Origin of the sequence: Ureibacillus sp. FSL K6-2830, from assembly GCF_038004145.1 — a bacterium.
Classification (GTDB): Bacteria; Bacillota; Bacilli; order Bacillales_A; family Planococcaceae; genus Ureibacillus; species Ureibacillus thermosphaericus.
In genome coordinates, this window is the sequence record NZ_JBBOQR010000001.1 from 1 (window position 1) to 19941 (window position 19941).

15 protein-coding genes are annotated in these 19941 nt (G+C 35.1%); 4 read left to right on the plus strand and 11 right to left on the minus strand.

Annotation, left to right across the window (positions count from 1 at the left end; genetic code table 11):
- Positions 1-338 precede the first annotated feature (338 nt).
- The 3 genes from NSU17_RS00005 to NSU17_RS00015 form a co-directional block, all read right to left on the minus strand.
- Positions 339-917, minus strand: coding sequence for a transcriptional regulator (locus NSU17_RS00005; protein ID WP_340703938.1), 579 nt, complete (start codon positions 915-917; stop codon positions 339-341).
- 260 nt (positions 918-1177) lie between these two features.
- Positions 1178-1471, minus strand: a complete 294-nt coding sequence (locus NSU17_RS00010; RefSeq protein WP_096551094.1) for a YxcD family protein — start codon at positions 1469-1471, stop codon at positions 1178-1180.
- Positions 1459-1929: a hypothetical protein gene (locus tag NSU17_RS00015; protein WP_096551093.1), complete on the minus strand. Its 471-nt coding sequence runs from the start codon at positions 1927-1929 to the stop codon at positions 1459-1461. The genes NSU17_RS00010 and NSU17_RS00015 overlap by 13 nt, the downstream gene beginning before the upstream one ends.
- A 278-nt stretch (positions 1930-2207) precedes the next feature.
- On the opposite strand from NSU17_RS00015, the gene NSU17_RS00020 reads away from it, so the two are divergent.
- A complete protein-coding gene (locus NSU17_RS00020) occupies positions 2208-3188 on the plus strand; it encodes a diaminopimelate dehydrogenase (RefSeq protein ID WP_340703939.1) in 981 nt (326 codons plus the stop codon).
- Positions 3189-3368: 180 nt separating this feature from the next.
- Here the strand turns inward: NSU17_RS00020 and acnA are convergent, their stop codons facing one another.
- The gene (gene acnA / locus NSU17_RS00025; protein ID WP_340703940.1) at positions 3369-6080 is read right to left on the minus strand and encodes an aconitate hydratase AcnA; all 2712 of its coding nucleotides are present in this window, start codon (positions 6078-6080) and stop codon (positions 3369-3371) included.
- Positions 6081-6383: 303 nt separating this feature from the next.
- Positions 6384-6938, minus strand: coding sequence for a hypothetical protein (locus NSU17_RS00030; protein ID WP_340703941.1), 555 nt, complete (start codon positions 6936-6938; stop codon positions 6384-6386).
- A gap of 331 nt (positions 6939-7269) precedes the next feature.
- Here NSU17_RS00030 and NSU17_RS00035 point away from each other — a divergent pair, with 331 nt between their 5' ends.
- Both NSU17_RS00035 and yfkAB read left to right on the plus strand, forming a co-directional pair.
- Positions 7270-9186 (plus strand): right-handed parallel beta-helix repeat-containing protein, encoded by a 1917-nt coding sequence (locus tag NSU17_RS00035; protein WP_340434366.1) that lies wholly within the window; start codon positions 7270-7272, stop codon positions 9184-9186.
- 135 nt (positions 9187-9321) lie between these two features.
- Complete coding sequence (yfkAB, locus tag NSU17_RS00040) at positions 9322-10434, plus strand: radical SAM/CxCxxxxC motif protein YfkAB (RefSeq protein WP_340703942.1); 1113 nt, start codon at positions 9322-9324, stop codon at positions 10432-10434.
- 168 nt (positions 10435-10602) lie between these two features.
- Here yfkAB and NSU17_RS00045 read toward each other — a convergent pair whose 3' ends face one another.
- On the minus strand, positions 10603-12444 hold the full coding sequence (locus NSU17_RS00045; protein ID WP_340703943.1) for a dynamin family protein: 1842 nt from the start codon (positions 12442-12444) through the stop codon (positions 10603-10605).
- Between the two features lie 269 nt (positions 12445-12713).
- Here NSU17_RS00045 and NSU17_RS00050 point away from each other — a divergent pair, with 269 nt between their 5' ends.
- Positions 12714-13733, plus strand: a complete 1020-nt coding sequence (locus NSU17_RS00050) for a C39 family peptidase (protein ID WP_340703944.1) — start codon at positions 12714-12716, stop codon at positions 13731-13733.
- A 335-nt stretch (positions 13734-14068) separates the two neighbouring features.
- Here the strand turns inward: NSU17_RS00050 and leuD are convergent, their stop codons facing one another.
- From leuD to ilvC, 5 genes are all read right to left on the minus strand, one after another.
- Positions 14069-14662 carry a 3-isopropylmalate dehydratase small subunit gene (gene leuD, locus NSU17_RS00055; protein ID WP_016838070.1) on the minus strand — a complete coding sequence of 198 codons (594 nt, stop codon included), beginning with the start codon at positions 14660-14662 and terminating at the stop codon, positions 14069-14071.
- An 18-nt stretch (positions 14663-14680) separates the two neighbouring features.
- On the minus strand, positions 14681-16093 hold the full coding sequence (gene leuC, locus NSU17_RS00060; RefSeq protein ID WP_340703945.1) for a 3-isopropylmalate dehydratase large subunit: 1413 nt from the start codon (positions 16091-16093) through the stop codon (positions 14681-14683).
- Between the two features lie 15 nt (positions 16094-16108).
- Positions 16109-17206, minus strand: a complete 1098-nt coding sequence (gene leuB, locus NSU17_RS00065; protein ID WP_016838068.1) for a 3-isopropylmalate dehydrogenase — start codon at positions 17204-17206, stop codon at positions 16109-16111.
- Positions 17207-17335: 129 nt separating this feature from the next.
- Complete coding sequence (locus tag NSU17_RS00070; protein ID WP_340434358.1) at positions 17336-18880, minus strand: 2-isopropylmalate synthase; 1545 nt, start codon at positions 18878-18880, stop codon at positions 17336-17338.
- On the minus strand, positions 18880-19893 hold the full coding sequence (gene ilvC, locus NSU17_RS00075; RefSeq protein ID WP_340703946.1) for a ketol-acid reductoisomerase: 1014 nt from the start codon (positions 19891-19893) through the stop codon (positions 18880-18882). Before ilvC ends, NSU17_RS00070 begins: the two co-directional genes overlap by 1 nt.
- Positions 19894-19941: the final 48 nt, after the last annotated feature.

The following is a 19941-nucleotide window of genomic DNA, read 5'->3' on the forward strand; positions in this document are numbered from 1 at the left end:
GTAGACAACCCCCATTTGATCGGTGTCCGCATAGCGGATTTCTACTTCTTTTTCGCTGACAAACATTTTGTATCACCTCTAAAACAGTATACCTCAATGAAATAATCGTGCAAATGAGAGAGGCGAGATATATCATTTTTTTCCATCTATATTTGAGGAGTTTATTGGGAATAATACTTATACTTATACGAATTGCCTACTCTACAAAAATTGGATAGTGAGATACGATGAATATAAAGATTCTAATGCGATATATTGGCAGCCTCTGGATAATTAAATATTATATTAAAATGAAAAAACTGATGTGAATGGACTATATCATTCCATCAGTTTTTGTGTTAAAAACCAATTAATGTACTGATCGTTTTGAGATCATTGAGAATATTTTCTTTATTGTTTTTGACATTTGTATACCAAGATTCAATGATTTCCATCGCTTTATCTTCAATTTGTTGATTTTTCTTAATTAAAGAAACAATCGTATCAATGAATTTAGTTCGCTCTTCATAAAACTTCGTACGCATTTCGAAATCTCTATTCACTTCCATCTGAAATACTTTACCAAGGCGGATGATTCCTAAATTTACATGTTGTTCAGCATAAAGGCTTGACCCAACATAAGCCAACTTTTCTTGAAATGAGACAGGTTCATCTTTAAAATAACTTGCCATTAAACTCTCTACTTCATTAGTTACAGATTTTAACTTATTAACTTGGGTTGGAGCGAGTTCTTTTGCTTGTTCAAAAATAGGTAACATTGCAAGGGTATCATCAAATAATTCCTTCACCTTTTGAATTCGTTCTGAATCATGAGGAAGGTTTAATTGATGGTGAATATTTTCAAATACATATAATCGTTGAAGATATCCTGTTAGTAAAACAATTCCGTTATACACTTTTCTAGCATCCATTGTCATATGAATCCCACTTTCATTTCAAATCTCTTTTTGAACATAACATAAAACAAATGAAAACAAAATAGTTGATTTTTATGAAAATTAATAAAATACGGATTTTTAGTTGTCGACATGAAATTGAAAGGGCCTGTCCAACAATTGTACTTTTGGACAGGCTTACTGCTTATAAGTCAATTTGCATTCCCATATATTTGGAGCAAAGGAAAAAGCGACTTATGAAAAGAAGGCGTCTTGAAAAATCTCTCGAGACGCCTTCTCCGTTACCATTCAATATTTGCAATGATTCCTTCTTCATCGTGAAGTTCTAAAACAATTCGAGCTGACATTGCATCTCGATGCAATTGTTCCTCAATGTAAAGTCGAATTGCTGTAATGAAATTAACAGTGTTATAAGGTTCCATTTCGCCGTTTACATACGCTTCAGCTGTAAAACCACTAGCATCATCGTACATCAACTCTACTTCCACATCTTCTGGATTGACATGTTTAAATTTAGCGTGGAATAGACAAACGGCATCAATGATCTCTTGTTCAGATAACGTTATCTTCTCCAATTTTCCGTAACCTCTTTTTCGCTTTTTCGTTTTATCATGAAATAAATTTTAATGATTAAATATGCAATCAATAAAATGGCACCGAGATTAATAACTAAGCCTAAGAGATTTCCTAGTAATCCCATGTCAGCAAATAGGCTTCCAAACAATAATCCAGCAAGTCCACCGATCATAAGACCTTTCATTAATCCACCGGAAGAAAAACCTCCCTTTTTCGTGGAAGTAGATGTATTATTGTCGTTTTTATTTGTTGTTGCTTTGTTAACGCTACCATTTGTACTAGCATCATCATTTGTCATGCGGTTTTTTGTTGCACCATTATTGCCGCTAAAACCTTTTTTGCCTGATTTGTAAGATTTGGCTTCAACAGTGAAGTCCCCACCATCGTGAAATACAACTGCACCAACATTTGAGAAAACTAATGCAAATGCAAGTACAATGGCTGAAAGTTTTTTCATTTTAAATCCTCCTATTTACATCTTTTGATGTCATACACTACCAGTATATCAAAATCATGATTGTGAACAAACTAAATACATATTTTAATTTTATAATTACATTTTAGTATACATAATATAATTATATAAACCTAATAATTATTTTTTAATAATTTTATTACAATAATGATAAGATTATTATTCATGCAAAGAATTGTATAAAAATTTATTGTACAATGATGTTCAAAGAGGTAATATAAAAAATATATTTTTTGTTGTTTTAGGAGGTAGGAGAAGTTATGAGTAAAATTAGAATTGGGATTGTTGGTTACGGAAATTTAGGTCGGGGTGTAGAAGCGGCGATTCAACAAAATCCAGATATGGAATTAGTGGCGGTGTTTACGCGCCGAGATCCAAAAACAGTGGCTGTTAAATCAAATGTGAAAGTTCTTCATGTGGACGATGCACAATCTTTTAAAGATGAAATCGATGTGATGATATTATGTGGTGGTTCTGCAACAGATTTGCCAGAACAGGGACCATATTTTGCTCAATATTTTAATACAATTGATAGTTTTGACACACACGCACGTATTCCTGAATATTTTGATGGTGTCAACGCTGCAGCTGAACAATCCGGAAAAGTTGCAATTATTTCAGTTGGTTGGGACCCAGGATTATTCTCTTTAAATCGCCTTCTCGGTGAAGTTGTATTACCTGTAGGAAATACATACACGTTCTGGGGAAAAGGTGTAAGCCAAGGGCATTCTGATGCAATCCGTCGAATTCAAGGTGTAAAAAATGCTGTACAATATACAATTCCTATTGATGAAGCGGTAAATCGTGTGCGCAGTGGTGAAAATCCTGAACTTTCAACACGTGAAAAACATGCTCGAGAATGTTTTGTCGTATTAGAAGAAGGAGCAGATCCTGCAAAAGTAGAGCATGAAATCAAAACAATGCCAAATTATTTTGATGAATATGATACAACTGTACACTTTATTTCTGAAGAAGAATTAAAGCAGAATCATAGCGGAATGCCTCATGGTGGATTTGTTATTCGAAGTGGTAAAAGCGACGAAGGTCATAAACAAATTATTGAATTTAGCTTGAATCTTGAAAGCAATCCGATGTTTACTTCTAGCGCTCTGGTAGCTTATGCACGTGCTGCATATCGATTAAGTCAAAATGGAGATAAAGGTGCTAAAACAGTGTTTGATATTCCATTTGGCTTACTATCTCCTAAATCTCCAGAAGATTTAAGAAAAGAACTTTTATAAAAGCTAATTGAACGAAACGGCTTCAGCTCGAAAATAATAGAGCGAAGCCGTTTTATTATGGTTGGCTTTTTTGACCGGAAAATCCCTTTTCCCCTTCTCCCCAACTTCTTGAGGCGCTTTCCTCCAACTATTCAAAAAAAGCAGGTTGAACAAGTCAACCTGCTTTCATATTGCTAGAAATTACTTTCCAGCTAATTTGTTTCTTAATACCATTTGTAGGATACCGCCATGACGGTAGTAATCTACTTCTACTTCTGAGTCGAAACGAGCTAATGCTTTGAACTCAGTTACTTTGCCGTCTGGAGAAACTGCAGTTACTGTTAAGATATCGCGAGGTTTTACATCGTCTGTTAAGTTAACAGAGATTGTTTCATCTCCTTTTAATCCTAAAGTTTCTGCGTTTTCACCAGGCATGAATTGAAGTGGTAATACACCCATCATTACTAGGTTAGAACGGTGGATACGTTCATAGCTTTGTGCGATAACTGTTTTAATACCTAATAAGTAAGTACCTTTTGCAGCCCAGTCACGGCTAGATCCCATACCATAGTCGTTACCAGCAAGAACTACTAAGCCAGTACCTTGTTCTTGGTATTTCATGCAAGCGTCATAGATGTATTCTACTTCGCCTGTTGGCCAGTAAGTTGTGAATCCACCTTCTGTACCAGGAGCAATTTGGTTGCGGATACGGATGTTTGCAAATGTACCACGCATCATGACTTCATGGTTACCACGGCGAGAACCGTAAGAGTTGAAGTCGCGGATTGCAACACCTTTTTCTTGTAGGTATTTACCTGCAGGAGTATCTTTACCAATTGCACCAGCTGGTGAAATGTGGTCAGTTGTAATAGAATCACCAAACTTCGCAATTACGCGCAAGCCTTTAAGCTCTTGAATTGGAGCTGGTTCTTTAGATAAACCTTGGAAGAATGGTGGGTTTTGGATGTAAGTTGAATTTTCATCAAATGTGTATAGAGACTCAGTTGATGTTTCAATTGCATTCCATTTTTCGTTTGCAGTGAATACTGTTTCGTATTCTTTCTTGAATAATTCAGGTGTAACGACTTTATTTAAGATGCCGTATACTTCTTCAGATGATGGCCAGATGTCGTTGAAGTATACATCTTTACCATCTTTGTCTTTCGCAATTGGATCTTTTTGTAGGTCGATATCTACAGTACCAGCTAAAGCATAAGCAACAACAAGTGGTGGAGATGCTAAGTAGTTAGCTTTTACTAATGGATGAACACGACCTTCGAAGTTACGGTTACCAGAAAGAACAGATGTTACAAATAAGTCTTTTGATTTAATTGCTTCTTCGATTTCTGGAAGTAATGGACCAGAGTTACCGATACATGTTGTACATCCGTAACCTACAGTGTTGAATCCGATTTGGTCAAGGTAATCTTGTAAACCAGAATCTTTTAAGTAACCTGTTACAACTTTAGAACCAGGTGCTAAAGATGTTTTTACCCATCTTGGTGGTTTAATACCAAGTTCAACCGCTTTTTTCGCAACAAGACCTGCAGCGATTAATACGTAAGGGTTGGATGTGTTTGTACAAGATGTGATAGCAGCGATTGCTACAGCACCTGTAGGCATTTCTAATTCTTCGCCATCTTCAAATTTAATTGTTGAAGTTTTAGCAAATTCATCTTCTGTTAAGCCGAAACCTTGTACGCCCATTGGAGCTACAACCGCTTCACGATAACGTTTTTTCATTTCAGAAAGCGGAATTAAGTCTTGTGGACGTTTTGGACCAGAAAGGTTTGGTTCGATTTCGTCTAATTTGATTTCTAATACGTCTGTGTAAACTGGTTCGAAGTTTGGATCGAAGAACATATCGTTTTCTTTTAAGTATTTTTCAACTACTTGAACGTGTTCTTCATCGCGGCCAGTTAAACGCATGTAGTTAAGTGATTCATTGTCAATTGCGAAGAAACCGCAAGTTGCACCATATTCTGGAGCCATGTTGGAAATTGTTGCACGGTCTGCAAGTGGCAATGTAGCTACACCAGGACCGAAGAACTCAACGAATTTACCTACTACGCCGCGTTTACGTAATACTTGAGTTACTTTTAATGCTAAGTCCGTTGCAGTAGCACCGTTTGGAAGTTTACCAGTCAATTTAACACCGATAACTTCTGGGATTGTGAAGTAAGATGGTTGTCCAAGCATACCAGCTTCAGCTTCGATACCACCAACACCCCAACCAAGAACTCCAAGACCGTTGATCATTGTAGTGTGGGAGTCAGTACCAACTACTGAATCTGGGAATGCTTCGAATGTGCCATCTTCATTTTCTTTAACGTGAATAACCGGTGCTAAATACTCTAAGTTTACTTGGTGTACGATACCAGTTGCAGGTGGTACAGCACGGAAGTTATCGAATGCAGTTTGAGCCCATTTTAAGAATTTGTAACGTTCAGCGTTGCGTTCAAATTCTAAATCCATGTTTGCTTGTAAAGCAGTTGGAGAACCGTATTTGTCAACTTGTACAGAGTGGTCAATTACAAGGTCAACCGGAATTTCTGGATTGATTTTTGATGGGTCTCCACCTAATTCTTTCATAGCAGAACGTAAAGAAGCTAAGTCTACTACTACTGGTACACCAGTGAAGTCTTGTAAAACAACGCGAGAAGGTTTGAATGGCACTTCTCCTTCTGGATCTGCACCTTCTGCCCATTTTGCAAGATTATTAACGTGTTCTTCTTTGATTACATAGTCATCATATTGACGTAGAACAGATTCTAATAATACTTTGATTGAATAAGGTAGGCGTGAAACTTTTGCAATGCCTGCTTCTTCTAAAGCAGCTAAACGGTAATAATAATACGTTTTACCATTTAACTCAAAAGAAGCACGACTGTTGTGTAAGTTGCTCTTTGTCATATGTAATCCCCCTATATAAATTTTGAAAAGGCTTGCTAGTTCTTTTCTCCATGACCAATCATAACTCACTTATCTTCATAAGTAAATTACATTAAAATTATGTTTTGTCATTAGAGATTTTTATGACCCATTTGGGCAATTAAATTTTATTCCAAAAGATTCAAGAATTCAACGATGTGTATAAAAATGCTACATTCATGAATTCTATGAATATTTTGGATAATGCTAATTATAGTTTATACTTAACAATAAAAAAATTAAAGAGAGATTTTCTATTAATTATTCCCTTTTTCTAGTCAGTTATTATATTGATAATTCACTCAGGATTTCATCTTTATCATTTTTGATTACTATATGAAAATGTTCGGAATCTTGGAGTTTTTCCAAATCAACATACCAAATGAAATAATCATTTACCTTATATAAATCAATTGTTTCTTTTGGTAAAGTTGAAAGATTGAGCAATGTAGCTTTTTCACCATTTACGATCACTTCTACTTGTCCTTCTTTATTTATTAATCCATATAGAATTTTTCCATCAGAATGAGCGGAAGTGATTTCATTTTCATTTAAACGCTTTGGCAGCTTTGCGTATGCACCGTTACCGCTTGACCATCCTTTCAAATTTTTCTTTACTACACCCGTACCAAAATAGTTTCCATTGGACAAAAAGAAATATCGATGTTCTTTTTCTGTTTTCGGCCCTTCAATCCACTCATACTCTGCATCTTTTGGCAATGCTTCTTGCGGCGTGTCAAACCCTTCACCTGAAAATTGAATTGTAATCTGTTGGAACAAAAAGGCCAGCATGATGATTAATGCTGCAAATAATACCGTCCTTGTAAACCTGCTTCTCATGTATTTTCTTCCCTTCTTTAATTTTCATGGCGTCCTTATTTGAGAAAACCTTAATATAAAAATTTAACATTTCATAAAATGAAGCGTACTCACCATTCTGGCTTAAATTTCAATACTTCTCACCACAACCCCAAATGGCTTTTATACACTTATTCAAGGAAGTGACCACTTTACTCCTCTGTCCTTACTGAAGAAGGAATTTAATCCTTATACCATTTTAACGAAGACCCCTTATAACGACATCATTTTTTTACTTAGTTTCATTAAAAAAGGATTAGAATTCCAATTTTTTAGTGAGAATAGTTATATGTAAGTTTTTAGGAGGGGTTAAATGGTAATTCGTTTGTTTTACAATTTGATGTTTTCAAAATATAAAACACTAAAAGGTGCATTAGCTAAAGCGAGTAACGGTGAAGCAGTACAGCTGTTACCTAAAAAATATAAAGAATCAATTCAATTTGAAAAAGATATGACACTCATTGGTGATGGGAATGGTCAAACCGTTATTGAAGGAATGTTTATCATTCCCAAGAACGTTCGTATTACGTTTAAAAAAATGAAAGTTTCACCGACTGCCCAATTATATGTTGAGGGTGAAGCGATTTTTGAACACTGCATCATCGAAGGAAATGCGGATGTACTCATTACAGTAAACGGAGGATATTTAAAAGGTGTTAATAGCAATTTTAGAAAAGCAAAAGAAGTAGGAATCGCACTCCTAAATAATAGTAATGGTGTATTTATCAACTGCAAGTTTCATCATAATGGAAAAATGCAGCTTTTTGCAAAAAACTCAAAAGCTTTTTTAGAATCATGTGAATGTTCAAATGCTTTGAAAGGATTTTGGATCACAGATCAATCCTTTATGCAAACAAAGAAATGCCATTTGCACCATCACGCAGAAAGACAAATTTCAGTGGAAAGATCGACATACATGGATTTTAATAGTTCAATTGAACGTGGTGAAGGATTTGGAATTGTAGTCGAAGAAGCTTCAGATGTTTTTTTACATTCAACCATTCTTTACTCCCATAATGCTACTCAACTCTTTGTTGACAATAGTGTATTGAATGGAAAGCAATGCACAATTCAACATGGAAATGAATGCGGTGTCATCTTGCAAAATAGTGATGGAACACTATCCCATTGTGAGATTTCAAATCATCATAATATCAATGTTCAAGCGAGAAAAAAATCTAAAATGCAAATTGAGCGTTGTGAAATTCATTCAGGACATGAAAATGGATTATTAATAAGTAAAGAATCTATAGTCAATTGTAATGAAACGGTTATTAAAGATCATTTATCCGCTCAAGTGGCAATCACCGAAAAGTCGTTTTGTTCTATGAAAGATTGTTTAATCGTAAATGGCCGACACGTTGGAATATATGTAGAAAAAAAATCGGAGTGTATGCTCCTCCAATGTCAAATTACGCAAAACAACAATTCCGCTATTAATGTTGATCGTGGAATCATGAGAGTATACCGCTGTGAAATTTCAGAAAATAACGGAAACGGAATATTGGCCGTGACAAATTCATTGGTGGAAGTAGACGGGTGCAACTTTTATTACAACCAAATGCCCCATATTGCATGTAAATCAAAGGTAAAAATTTATTTAAGCAATTCGGATTTTCAACGTGGTAAAAGTATATTTCTGTTACATCGTTGTGAGATTTACGCAATTCACACGAAGTTTCGTAATAGTATGAATGTACAAATTGAAATCAATGATCATTCCACTGCAAAATTCGAACATTGCCAAATATATAATGGAAAATCCTATGGAGTAAAGGTTTTGAAAGATTCAAACTTCTTTTTCTATCATAGTCAAATCTTCCAACATGATTTAGCTCAAATTGTTGTCAATGATAGTTCCGTTATATTGAATAATTCTGAGATTTATCAAGGGAAACGAAATGCTTTATTTATTCAAAACCACAGTGAAGTGTATATTCAAGAAAGTTTTATTTCGAAACATTTGCAAGCTCAAATTTGGATTGATTACGAATCCATATTAGAGCTCATGAGTGTGCAATTAACAGATGGAGCGCATTCAGATTTACATGCGCAAAATCAATCAAAAATCTATGTAGAAAATAGCATTATTCGCAATGACAAATATCGCTATAATGTTCAAGCATTAAACAATTCAAAAATTGAAATCGTCAAAACCATCGTTGAAAATAAATACGGTGATGTGTACTATAGCGAAAATAATAGTTCCATCAATAATTCCGATTATTGATGGAATTTTTTGTTGTAGTTTAGCTTAATGTTTACTGATATATTATGAAAAATGTTCTATTTGCTGCAATTTTAGTTTTCGAAACTAGCAAACTATGAGAAAATAGTTAGTTGGAAAGGAAGAGATTCGAAAGATATGACTACTTTAGAAAAAATTACTCCAAATTATGATCCGTGGGAAAGTTATTTAGATGTTATGCAATATGGAAAACTTGTATTGTCAAATATTGAGTTTACAACAACTTATTTATGCAATATGCGCTGTGCTCATTGTGCGGTTGGATACACTTTACAAACAAAAGATCCAGATGCACTACCTCTTGAATTACTGTTAAAACGATTGGACGAAATTCCAACTTTAAGGTCTTTGAGTATAACTGGCGGAGAGCCAATGCTTAGCAAAAAATCAATTCAACATTATGTAAAACCAATTTTACAATATGCTCATGAACGAGGAATTCGTACGCAAATTAATTCGAATTTAACCCTTGATTTAGAAAGATATTTGGAAATTGCGCCTTATATTGATGTGCTCCATATTTCTCACAATTGGAGTACGATTGATGAATTCGTTGAAACGGGCTTTGCAATGATGGACAGAAAACCAACTTATGAACAGAGAGCGAAATTGTTTGAACGTATGATTGAAAATGCTCGAGCTTTAAGTGAACAAGGTGTCATGGTTTCGGCGGAAACGATGTTGAACAAAAAAACGGTTCCATACATTGAACAGATTCATCATCAAGTAGTTCATGAAATGAAGTGTAAAAGGCACGAAATACACCCAATGTACCCATCCGATTTCGCTTCGTCATTAACAAGTCTTACATTGGATGAAACACGCGATGCCATTCACCATTTACTCGACATTCGAGATGAAAATACGTGGATGCTATTTGGTACACTTCCGTTTTATCATTGCAGTAAGAAAGAAGAAGATTTAGCATTGTTAAAACGATTAAAAGAAGCAAAAAATGTGACGTTGCGCAATGATCCGGATGGCCGTTCTCGTTTAAACGTCAATATCTTTACAGGAGACGTTATTGTCACTGATTTTGGTGACACTCCTCCTCTTGGAAATATTCAATCAGATTCATTAGTAGAAATCTTTGATAAGTGGTTGGATACACCTTTAGCAAAATCATTAAATTGCCATTGTCCAGCTGTGAAATGTTTAGGCCCTAATGTGCTTGTGAAAAACATGTATTATCCTAATGTAACATTTGAAAGTGGTTCAGCTAAGAAATAAAAATGGTGTCTAGAAAGTCGAAAGCTTTCTAGACACCATTTTACTTATGAACATAAATCTTTGCTTCTGCGGTAGTCGAAACAAGTTTCTAATACATCGCAAATAAATTCGACTAAAGTTGCGCCACAGTTACAAAGGGACCGTCTTTTTCAGCCGACAATTTTGTGGTTAATGATCGAAATTCAAAATCTGTTGAAAATCGATTGCCATCGGAATTGGAGGAATTTCGGATACTATATCTGATTCTGTTAAATTTAAAGGATAAAATGAATATTTTTCTTCAAAATCTACAGATATAGTGAGATTCTGTTCTATTGAGTCAATCGTAATATTAGATAATAATGCTTCGGTTGAAAAATCAACATTTGAAATATGATCGATTGTTGATAAAACATGATGAAGTTCTTCTTGTGAATATGGCAAAGATTCATTTTCTAATAATGGTTTCATTTCTTGCTGAAGAAATTCTTGTATTTCACGTATACATTGAAACTCATTTAATTTATTTACATATTTTTCTATATTCCTCTGCTGTTTTTTTCTGTTGCTATTTAATAAATGAGCTTTATTCATTATTTTTTCAAGTTGTTGTTGAGTTAAATCATTAATATGATCTTGGGTATTATATAAATCGTTAAGTAAATCAAGTTCAAGTCTTTTAATAGAATTATATGCATCTTTACACTTACACTGTAATTGATTCAGATGTTCTGCCTTTTTTAATAATAAATTGATTTCATTAGAATTGTCTTGAATTAATGGTTTTACAAACTTTTTACGTAAAAGCTTCTTTTCTTGTTTTTCAAAATATTGATATTCCAGCATATATTCACTATGAAGTTTTCGATATTCTCGCACTTTTTCATGATACTTTATTGCAAGTGTAACAAATAGATCAACTCTGTCGTCTTTTAAATATTTTTCAAATTCAAGAACTTGTAGTAACTGGTATAGCGTTTGAATATTTTTAAATATTTGGCTAATATGAGCATATTCTTTTTCATATTCAGATAAGATTTTTAAATCTCTTTCATAGCTTGAACGTTCTATCGTATTATTGAATGCTGCAAGATTTTTCATATAATTTGCAGCGGACAAATAAGGTTCGCGTTCCGGTATTAACTTTACTTCCCTTTCGAATAATTCAATCCACTGTTTAAATCGAAAGGCAATGTTTTTAGCCCTTTTTATGTTTTCCTTCGATAAATGGTTTATTTTAGTATGCAAGACGTTAATGTGGCTATCAATATAAAGCTGCATATTATGGGATTTTTTTGCCTCCATCGCTTGTTGGATGGAAACACCAATAAATTCTTCAACGAAATCACCGTAGCGTTTTTTTTCAGATGCGATAAAATCTTCTATAATTTTGTCTTCATATTTGCTAGTGTTCAAAATAAAAAATGGCTTTTTCCCCATTTGATGAATCTTCTTTAATTGATCTAATTCTTCTTGTAATAACATTGTGTCATGATTCAATACCCAAAACACATCGTCTGCTCGCTGTATAAGTGTTTCAGATATATATAGATCCCCTTTTTGCCCTGCTTCCAACGTTGCCGAATCAATAAATATGACGTTTTTTAGTATTTCACAGTCAATATAAATCTCTATATAACTCAAATATTTTCGGAGTATATCCCCAACAAGCGTATTTGTATCAATGAATAGATGTAAATGTTTCGTATCGAAATGAACAATTGTTCCATCTACAAATATTGCCTTTATTCTTTCTTTTTTTCCGTACCGAATCAAAGTATTTACATGCGTTCTGTTTCCTTCAGGTAGTATATTTCTACCAATGAGTGCATTAATTAGTGAAGTTTTCCCTACTTTTTCCTTACTAATAAATAATACGATATATGGAGATTCAGCATCTTCAATCAGTTGTTTTAATTTATTGGAAGTATATTTTAAATACGCATTTTTTTCTACTTTTGAAGAAAGTGTTTTTAATTTCTCAGTGAATCCGTTATTGGATTTTGTTAAAAAACTATTTTTTCCAATCATCGAATCAATCCTTTATCCTTTTATATAGTATAATTATATATGGTTTCTTTTATTGGAAGTTGTATCTAAAGTGAAAATAAGAAAAGATGCTCTCCGTTTTTTTTACAAATTAGTCATTTGAACTTATTCGTTTTTTGGAAAAACAGAAATGTGAGTATTTTTTTTTTGATAAATGTAAAAATAATATAAAGTTTTGTAGGAAAATACGCTTAGGAATTAATAGTAAAAAAGCGATAACGTTTTTTGAGAAATACATTAGAGGTGGCATCATGAAGATAAAAAATCAATCAGCAATTTTATTCGGTATGTCCATCGCATTACTAACTGGTTGTGGAAGTATGATTGAGAGCGAAGAATTAAAGTTATCGAGCAATCAACAATATAGCCCAATGCAGCTTTCTATGGAATCACAAGAAGTGTTGACGGTTCAAACGGTGGAATTTTCTAGCAAAGAAAGCGTGGCCAAATTAGGGGTTGCATTATTTGATTTTGAAACAAAGCAAGAGATTGAGCGAGGAATTGTTGACCAAAACGGAATGGTTCATTTTGAGCAAGTATTTCCCGAAGTACTTTATGATATTGTTATTTATCGCATTACGGATCATGGAGAATGGATGGAGCAATCTCGAGAAAGTATTGTATTTAATCCTTCAAAACCAATTATACAAATTGAAACGTTCAATGTTTCACCTAAAGACAGTTTAAAGGTGCCAGTGGTACTGCAAAATCCTGAATTACCAAACGGTTGTGAAATTACATCATTGACTGCCATTTTAAATTACTATGGCATCAAAATGGATAAGCTTCAAATGAATGAATATTTACCTAAATCAAAAGTATATAAAAAAAATGGCGTCACATATGGACCAGATCCAAATAAAGCATATGCTGGGGATCCGAAAGAAAAAGATGGCGGTTATTATGTATATGCTCCACCATTGGTAGATGTTGCAAATAAAGTATTAGCAGAAAACAATTTGGAATTCCGAGCATTAGATTTAACGAATGCCACGAAACAAGAACTAATTGACTATGTTAAATCTGGTGTTCCTGTATTAACATGGGTAACAATCGATTGGAAAGAACCACGCAAATTTAGTCATTGGGTAATTGAAGGAACAAATCAAAAGCATGGGGTTTATAAGAATTTACATGCAGTCGTGTTGACTGGTTATCAAAATGGAAAAGTGACGATTATGAATCCATTAACAGGTATCGAGAAAATTGATGAAAAAACATTTTTCCGTACTTATAAACAGTTAGGTTCCCATGCATTGGTAATATTGTAGCGATTGTAGCACTTTCATGAATTTTCTCATTTGAGACCAAAATTCATAAGATGAAGTTTTATGCGGTCTCTTTTTTGGAGCCGCATCATTTTTTTAAATTACACCAATAGTGAAGTTTTTTGGATGCCAACAAAACTTTCCACTTCCTTATTAATCAATATAATTAATTAGAAAAATTTTCGAGATAAAACTCCTGCATTAAAGACTGATGACAATATATAAACGGTTTAAACGAGAATATATAGTGTATTTATTAGAGCTTTTTAAGAACAATTCTCAACCGTATTTTATTACATTAAAAAGAGCGTCCGAAATGACGCCCTTTTTTAATAAATTTATTTAAATACAATTCGTTTTTCTTCATATTCTTTAATTTTATCTTCATATTTAAATGTTAAAGCAATTTCATCCCAACCATTTAACAACATTTCTTTGTAGTATGGGTCGATGTTAAAGTGGTAAACTGCTCCATCTTCCCCTGTGACAGTTTGTTCAGATAGATTTACTTCCACTATATAAGGTTTTTGGAGTCCTTTCTCCAATATTTCGTCCACTTCTACTTCTTTTAATTTAACAGGCAAAATTCCATTTTTGAAGCAGTTGTTATGGAAAATATCTGCAAAGCTTGGAGCGATAATCACTCTAAATCCGTAATCCAATATCGCCCATGGTGCGTGTTCCCGGGACGAGCCACAACCAAAGTTATCTTGTGCTACTAGAATTTTTGCTTCTTTATATTCGGGTTTATTTAATACGAAGTCTGAAATTTCATTTCCATTTTCGTCGTAACGCCAATGGTAAAACAAATATTTACCAAATCCAGTACGTTCAATACGTTTTAAAAATTCCTTTGAAATGATTTGATCTGTATCGACATTTTTTCGATCCAATGGTGCTATGACACTTTTGATGATATTAATTGGCTCCATTTTTAACCCGCCTTTCAATTATGCTTCTTGTTTTTGTTTCAAATATTCTCGGACATCGACGAAACGACCTTCGATTGCAGCAGCTGCTGCCATTGCTGGACTGACTAAGTGCGTACGTGCACCAGCTCCTTGACGCCCTTCAAAGTTTCGGTTGGAAGTGGATGCACAACGTTCTCCTGATGGAATGATGTCTTCGTTCATGCCAAGACAAGCGGAACATCCGGAATTGCGCCATTCAAAACCAGCTTCAATAAAGATTTTATCTAAGCCTTCTTCTTCAGCAGCTTTTTTCACTGAGTGAGAACCTGGAACAACGATTGCTCGAACGCCCGGTGCCACTTTCTTCCCTTTTACAATACTTGCTGCTGTGCGCAAATCTGATAAACGGGAATTTGTACAAGAACCGATAAAGACGTGCTGAATTTCAATGGATGTAATTGGTTGCCCTTCTTCTAATCCCATATATTCTAGCGCTTTTCTTAAAGCTTGCTTATCTGTTTCGGATTCGTAATCATCTGCAGTCGGTACATTTTTTGTTACACCTGTCCCCATCGATGGATTTGTACCCCAAGTTACAACCGGTTCGATTTCACTTGCATCAATTTCAAGAACTTTGTCATAGGTGCATCCTGGGTCAGATGCTAAACTTAGCCAGTATTCAGCTGCTTTTTCAAATTCTTCTTTCGGTGCAAAACGACGACCACGTAAATATTCAATTGTTTTTTCGTCAGGTGAGATTAATCCTGCTTTTGCTCCAGCTTCGATGGACATATTACAGATTGTCATGCGCTCTTCCATCGAAAGATTACGGATGGCTTCCCCTGTAAATTCAATAATATGACCTGTGCCTAAGCCAACTCCCCATTTTGCAATAATGGCTAATATGATATCTTTTGCAGTGACACCAAAACCTAGTTTCCCATTTACGCGAATTTCCAATGTTTTAGGTTTATTTTGCCATAATGTTTGAGTTGAAAGAACGTGTTCTACTTCTGAAGTACCGATACCAAATGCTAATGCGCCAAACGCACCATGTGTGGAAGTATGGGAGTCGCCGCAAACGATTGTTTTCCCTGGTTGTGTCAAACCTAGTTCAGGTCCGATTACATGAACAATTCCTTGATCTGGATGGCCGATATCAGCGAGTTGAATTCCAAATTCTTCACAGTTTTTTGCTAATGTGTTAATTTGTTTTTTCGCAATTGGGTCATTGATTGTATAAATATCTTTCGTAGGGACATTGTGATCCATCGTTGCAAAACATAAATCTGGACGACGAACTTTTCGACCAGCAAGTCTTAATCCTTCAAAGGCTTGTGGAGAAGTTACTTCATGTATTAAGTGAAGATCGATATATAATAAATCTGGTTTCCCTTCTTCTCGATGTACAACATGTGATTCCCAAACTTTTTCAATAATATTTTTCGCCATCTTAACCACCAACCTTTAAATATATGATTCCATGATGCTATCAGCTACAAAACTTGTATCGATTTCAGCGATGACTTTGTCAGTCCATTCATCAGTTGTTAAAGCATGTTCTTTATCCTTCGCTAAATCCATTGTGAAGTAACCATCTTCGAATACAGCATTTACTGCACGTTCAATCTCTGCAGCTTCTTCTTTTAAACCAAAGGAATATTGAAGCATCATTGCCACTGAAAGAATCGCTGCTGCTGGATTTGCAATACCTAAACCTGCGATTTCAGGAGCGGATCCGTGAACCGGCTCGTATAGACCAAAAGAATCTCCCCGGATGGATGCAGATGGTAGCACCCCTAATGATCCGGTAATAACAGATGCCTCATCGCTTAAAATATCTCCAAACATATTATCCGTAACAACGACATCATAATGGCTTGGATTTGTGATAAGCTTCATGGCAACGGAGTCTACTAAGTTATGTTCCACTTCAACTTCTGGATATTGATGCTTTTTCTCCTCAACCACTTCACGCCATAAACGTGATGTTTCAAGAACATTTGCTTTATCTACCGAGCAAAGTTTACCTCGTCTTAATTTTGCAAGTTCAAATGCATTATCTACAATTCGTTCAATTTCTTTACGAGTATATATACTTAAGTCACTTGCTTCTGATTCTGTACGTTTCTTCTCTCCGAAGTATATTCCCCCAGTTAATTCACGGACAATCAATAAATCAACATTATCTGCAACTTCTCTTTTCAAAGGAGATGAATCAAGTAAACTTGGAAAAGCTTTTACAGGTCGCAAATTTGCAAATAAGTCAAAGGTTTTGCGAATTTGCAATAATCCTTTTTCTGGTCTTAATTCAGGAGGATTGTTATCCCATTTCGGACCACCTACAGCACCAAGTAAAATAGCATCGCTCTGTTTACAAAGTTCAATCGTATCTTCTGGAAGTGGAGTGTTAAATTGATCAATCGCAGATCCTCCGATTGATGCATAAGCTAATTGAAAGTCATGTTTATATCTTTTCCCGATAGCTTGAAGTACCCGAACAGCTGCTGCAACGACTTCAGGACCAATACCATCACCAGGAAGAACCGTAATTTTCTTTTCCATGTTATAAAACACCTTTCTATAGAGATTTAAAGAGTAAAGGAAAACCCAATGTTTAACAAACGCCATCAAATTTTTGGTTATTTGATGGCGTACGAAATGTATGTTAATACATTACTAGATTTAATAATTTTATATTTGAGCTACATGTTTCTTTACGAAGTTTTCGTGAATGATATGTCTGTTAATTGCGTCAATAAATGCATTAGCAGTTGCTTCAAGAACGTCTTGAGCTGAGTCGCGACCTGTTGTAGTGACGTCATTATAACGAATTTTAACAACGGCATCTGCTAAAGCATCTCGTCCTTTGCTAACAGATTTTACTTGGAAATCCAATACATTTACTTTTGTATCAACTAATTGTTCAAGCGTATTAAATATCGCTTCAACTGATCCGGCTCCTGTTGCTGCAAGCGTCTTAGTTTCCCCTTCTGGAGTAGTGACAGAAGCAGTTGCCGTTGGAATATTATCTGTACCATAAGATACTTGAACGCTATTTAATTCAAATTTTGCGATATTTTCAATTGAAACAGATTGTTCGGTTAATAATGTAATTAAATCTTCTTCCGTAATCTCTTTCTTGCGGTCTGCAAGCTTTTTGAATTCTTCGAAAGCTTTATTTAATTTTTCATCCGATAATTCAAAGCCCATTTTTTCAGCTCGATCGCGGAATGCAGCGCGACCAGAGTGTTTACCGAGTACAAGTGGAACTTCTCCTTCACCAACTAATTCAGGAGATATAATTTCATACGTTTCTTTATGTTTTAACACGCCATCTTGATGGATCCCAGATTCATGGGCAAAGGCGTTTTTACCAACAACCGCTTTATTTGGGGGCACTAAGAATCCTGTTAAACGGCTAACTAATTGAGATGTTCTTTTTATTTCTTTTAAATTGATGCCCGTTTCAGCTTGATAATAATCATTTCGAATATGAAGGGCTACTGCAATTTCTTCTAAAGAAGCATTTCCTGCACGTTCACCAATTCCGTTAATTGTACATTCGATTTGATCTGCACCATTTTGCATTGCTGCTAATGAATTGGCAACAGCCATTCCTAAGTCATCATGACAATGGGCTGAGAATTTTACTTTCTCTGAACCTCGTACATTTTCTTTTAAATATCTGAATAATTCACCATATTCTTGAGGTGTAGCATAGCCAACTGTATCGGGAATGTTAATTGTTGTGGCGCCAGCTTCAATAACTTTTTCGATAATGCGAACTAAAAATTCACGATCAGAGCGAAAACCATCTTCTGCTGACCATTCTACAAGTGGGAAGAATTTTTTCGCATATTTTACTGCCTCTACCGCCTGTTCCACGACTTGATCAGGTGTTTTTTTCAATTTGTATTCCATATGGATTGGACTTGTTGCTAAGAATACGTGTACATGTGGCTGTTCAGCAACTTTCAATGCTTCCCAAGCACGATCGATATCATGTTGTACACAGCGAGCTAAACCTGTGACGATTGAGTTTTTTACAGTGCTTGCGATTTTGTTCACTGCATCAAAGTCACCGGGGCTAGAAGCAGGAAAACCTGCTTCTATAATCGTTACCCCAAGGCGTTCTAATTGTTTTGCAATTTCAATTTTTTCTGCGGTATTTAAGTTAATGCCAGGTGATTGTTCACCATCGCGTAAAGTTGTATCAAAAATATCAATCTTTCTCACTATTTAATCACTACCTTTCGATTTCCAGCGTTAATGAAAGGCATCATTTGACGCAACTCAGCGCCCACTTTTTCAATTTGATGCTCTTTCTCTTTTTGTTTGTATTCGTTGTATTGTGGACGACCATTTGCATTTTCTTCTAACCATTCTTTTGCAAATTTACCACTTTGAATATCTTCAAGTATTTTTTTCATGTTAGCTTTTACATCTTCGGTAATTACACGTGGACCTGATACATAGTCACCCCATTCAGCTGTATCTGAAATTGAGTAACGCATGTTAGAGAATCCACCTTCGTAAATCAAGTCAACGATTAGTTTCATTTCATGTAAACATTCGAAATATGCACTTTCTGGTTGGTATCCAGCTTCAACTAATGTCTCAAAACCAGCTTTAATTAAGTGAGTTACCCCACCGCAAAGTACTGCTTGCTCACCGAATAAGTCAGTTTCCGTTTCTTCTTTGAACGTTGTTTCAAGAACGCCTGCACGAGCAGAACCAATTCCTTTTGCCCAAGCAAGAGCAAGATTTTTCGCATTGCCAGTAGCATCTTGATATACACCAATTAATGCTGGTACACCCGCACCTTCAGTGTAAGTACGGCGAACTAAGTGACCAGGTCCTTTTGGTGCCACTAAGAATACGTCCACATCAGCTGGAGGTACGATTTGTTGGTAGTGAATATTAAATCCATGAGCAAATACTAGTGCATTTCCTGGCTCTAAGTTTGGAGCAATTTCTGCTTCATACACTGCTTTTTGAACTTCATCTGGAAGCAAAATCATGATGACATCCGCTTCTTTTGAAGCCTCAGCAACAGTTTTTACTGCTAAGCCATCTTCTTTTGCTTGTTCTGCAGATTTACCTGGGCGAATACCTACGCGTACATCAAAACCAGATTCTTTTAAGTTTTGAGCGTGTGCATGCCCTTGAGAACCGTATCCGATTACTGCGATTTTTTTCTCTTTTAATACTGTTTCATCGATTTCGTTATGATAGTACATTTTTGTCATTTTAATTTCCCCCTAATAATTGTTAATTTTCAAAAGATTTATATTATT

What these genes read in the sequence shown, in the direction of transcription:
- leuB (WP_016838068.1), bottom strand. Translation starts at nt 17,206, where the DNA reads ATGGAAAAGAAAATTACGGTTCTTCCTGGTGATGGTATTGGTCCTGAA.
- acnA (WP_340703940.1), bottom strand. Translation starts at nt 6,080, where the DNA reads ATGACAAAGAGCAACTTACACAACAGTCGTGCTTCTTTTGAGTTAAAT.
- NSU17_RS00005 (WP_340703938.1), bottom strand. Translation starts at nt 917, where the DNA reads ATGACAATGGATGCTAGAAAAGTGTATAACGGAATTGTTTTACTAACA.
- NSU17_RS00045 (WP_340703943.1), bottom strand. Translation starts at nt 12,444, where the DNA reads ATGATTGGAAAAAATAGTTTTTTAACAAAATCCAATAACGGATTCACT.
- yfkAB (WP_340703942.1), top strand. Translation starts at nt 9,322, where the DNA reads ATGACTACTTTAGAAAAAATTACTCCAAATTATGATCCGTGGGAAAGT.
- leuD (WP_016838070.1), bottom strand. Translation starts at nt 14,662, where the DNA reads ATGGAGCCAATTAATATCATCAAAAGTGTCATAGCACCATTGGATCGA.
- leuC (WP_340703945.1), bottom strand. Translation starts at nt 16,093, where the DNA reads ATGGCGAAAAATATTATTGAAAAAGTTTGGGAATCACATGTTGTACAT.
- NSU17_RS00030 (WP_340703941.1), bottom strand. Translation starts at nt 6,938, where the DNA reads ATGAGAAGCAGGTTTACAAGGACGGTATTATTTGCAGCATTAATCATC.
- NSU17_RS00020 (WP_340703939.1), top strand. Translation starts at nt 2,208, where the DNA reads ATGAGTAAAATTAGAATTGGGATTGTTGGTTACGGAAATTTAGGTCGG.
- NSU17_RS00015 (WP_096551093.1), bottom strand. Translation starts at nt 1,929, where the DNA reads ATGAAAAAACTTTCAGCCATTGTACTTGCATTTGCATTAGTTTTCTCA.
- NSU17_RS00035 (WP_340434366.1), top strand. Translation starts at nt 7,270, where the DNA reads ATGGTAATTCGTTTGTTTTACAATTTGATGTTTTCAAAATATAAAACA.
- NSU17_RS00050 (WP_340703944.1), top strand. Translation starts at nt 12,714, where the DNA reads ATGAAGATAAAAAATCAATCAGCAATTTTATTCGGTATGTCCATCGCA.
- ilvC (WP_340703946.1), bottom strand. Translation starts at nt 19,893, where the DNA reads ATGACAAAAATGTACTATCATAACGAAATCGATGAAACAGTATTAAAA.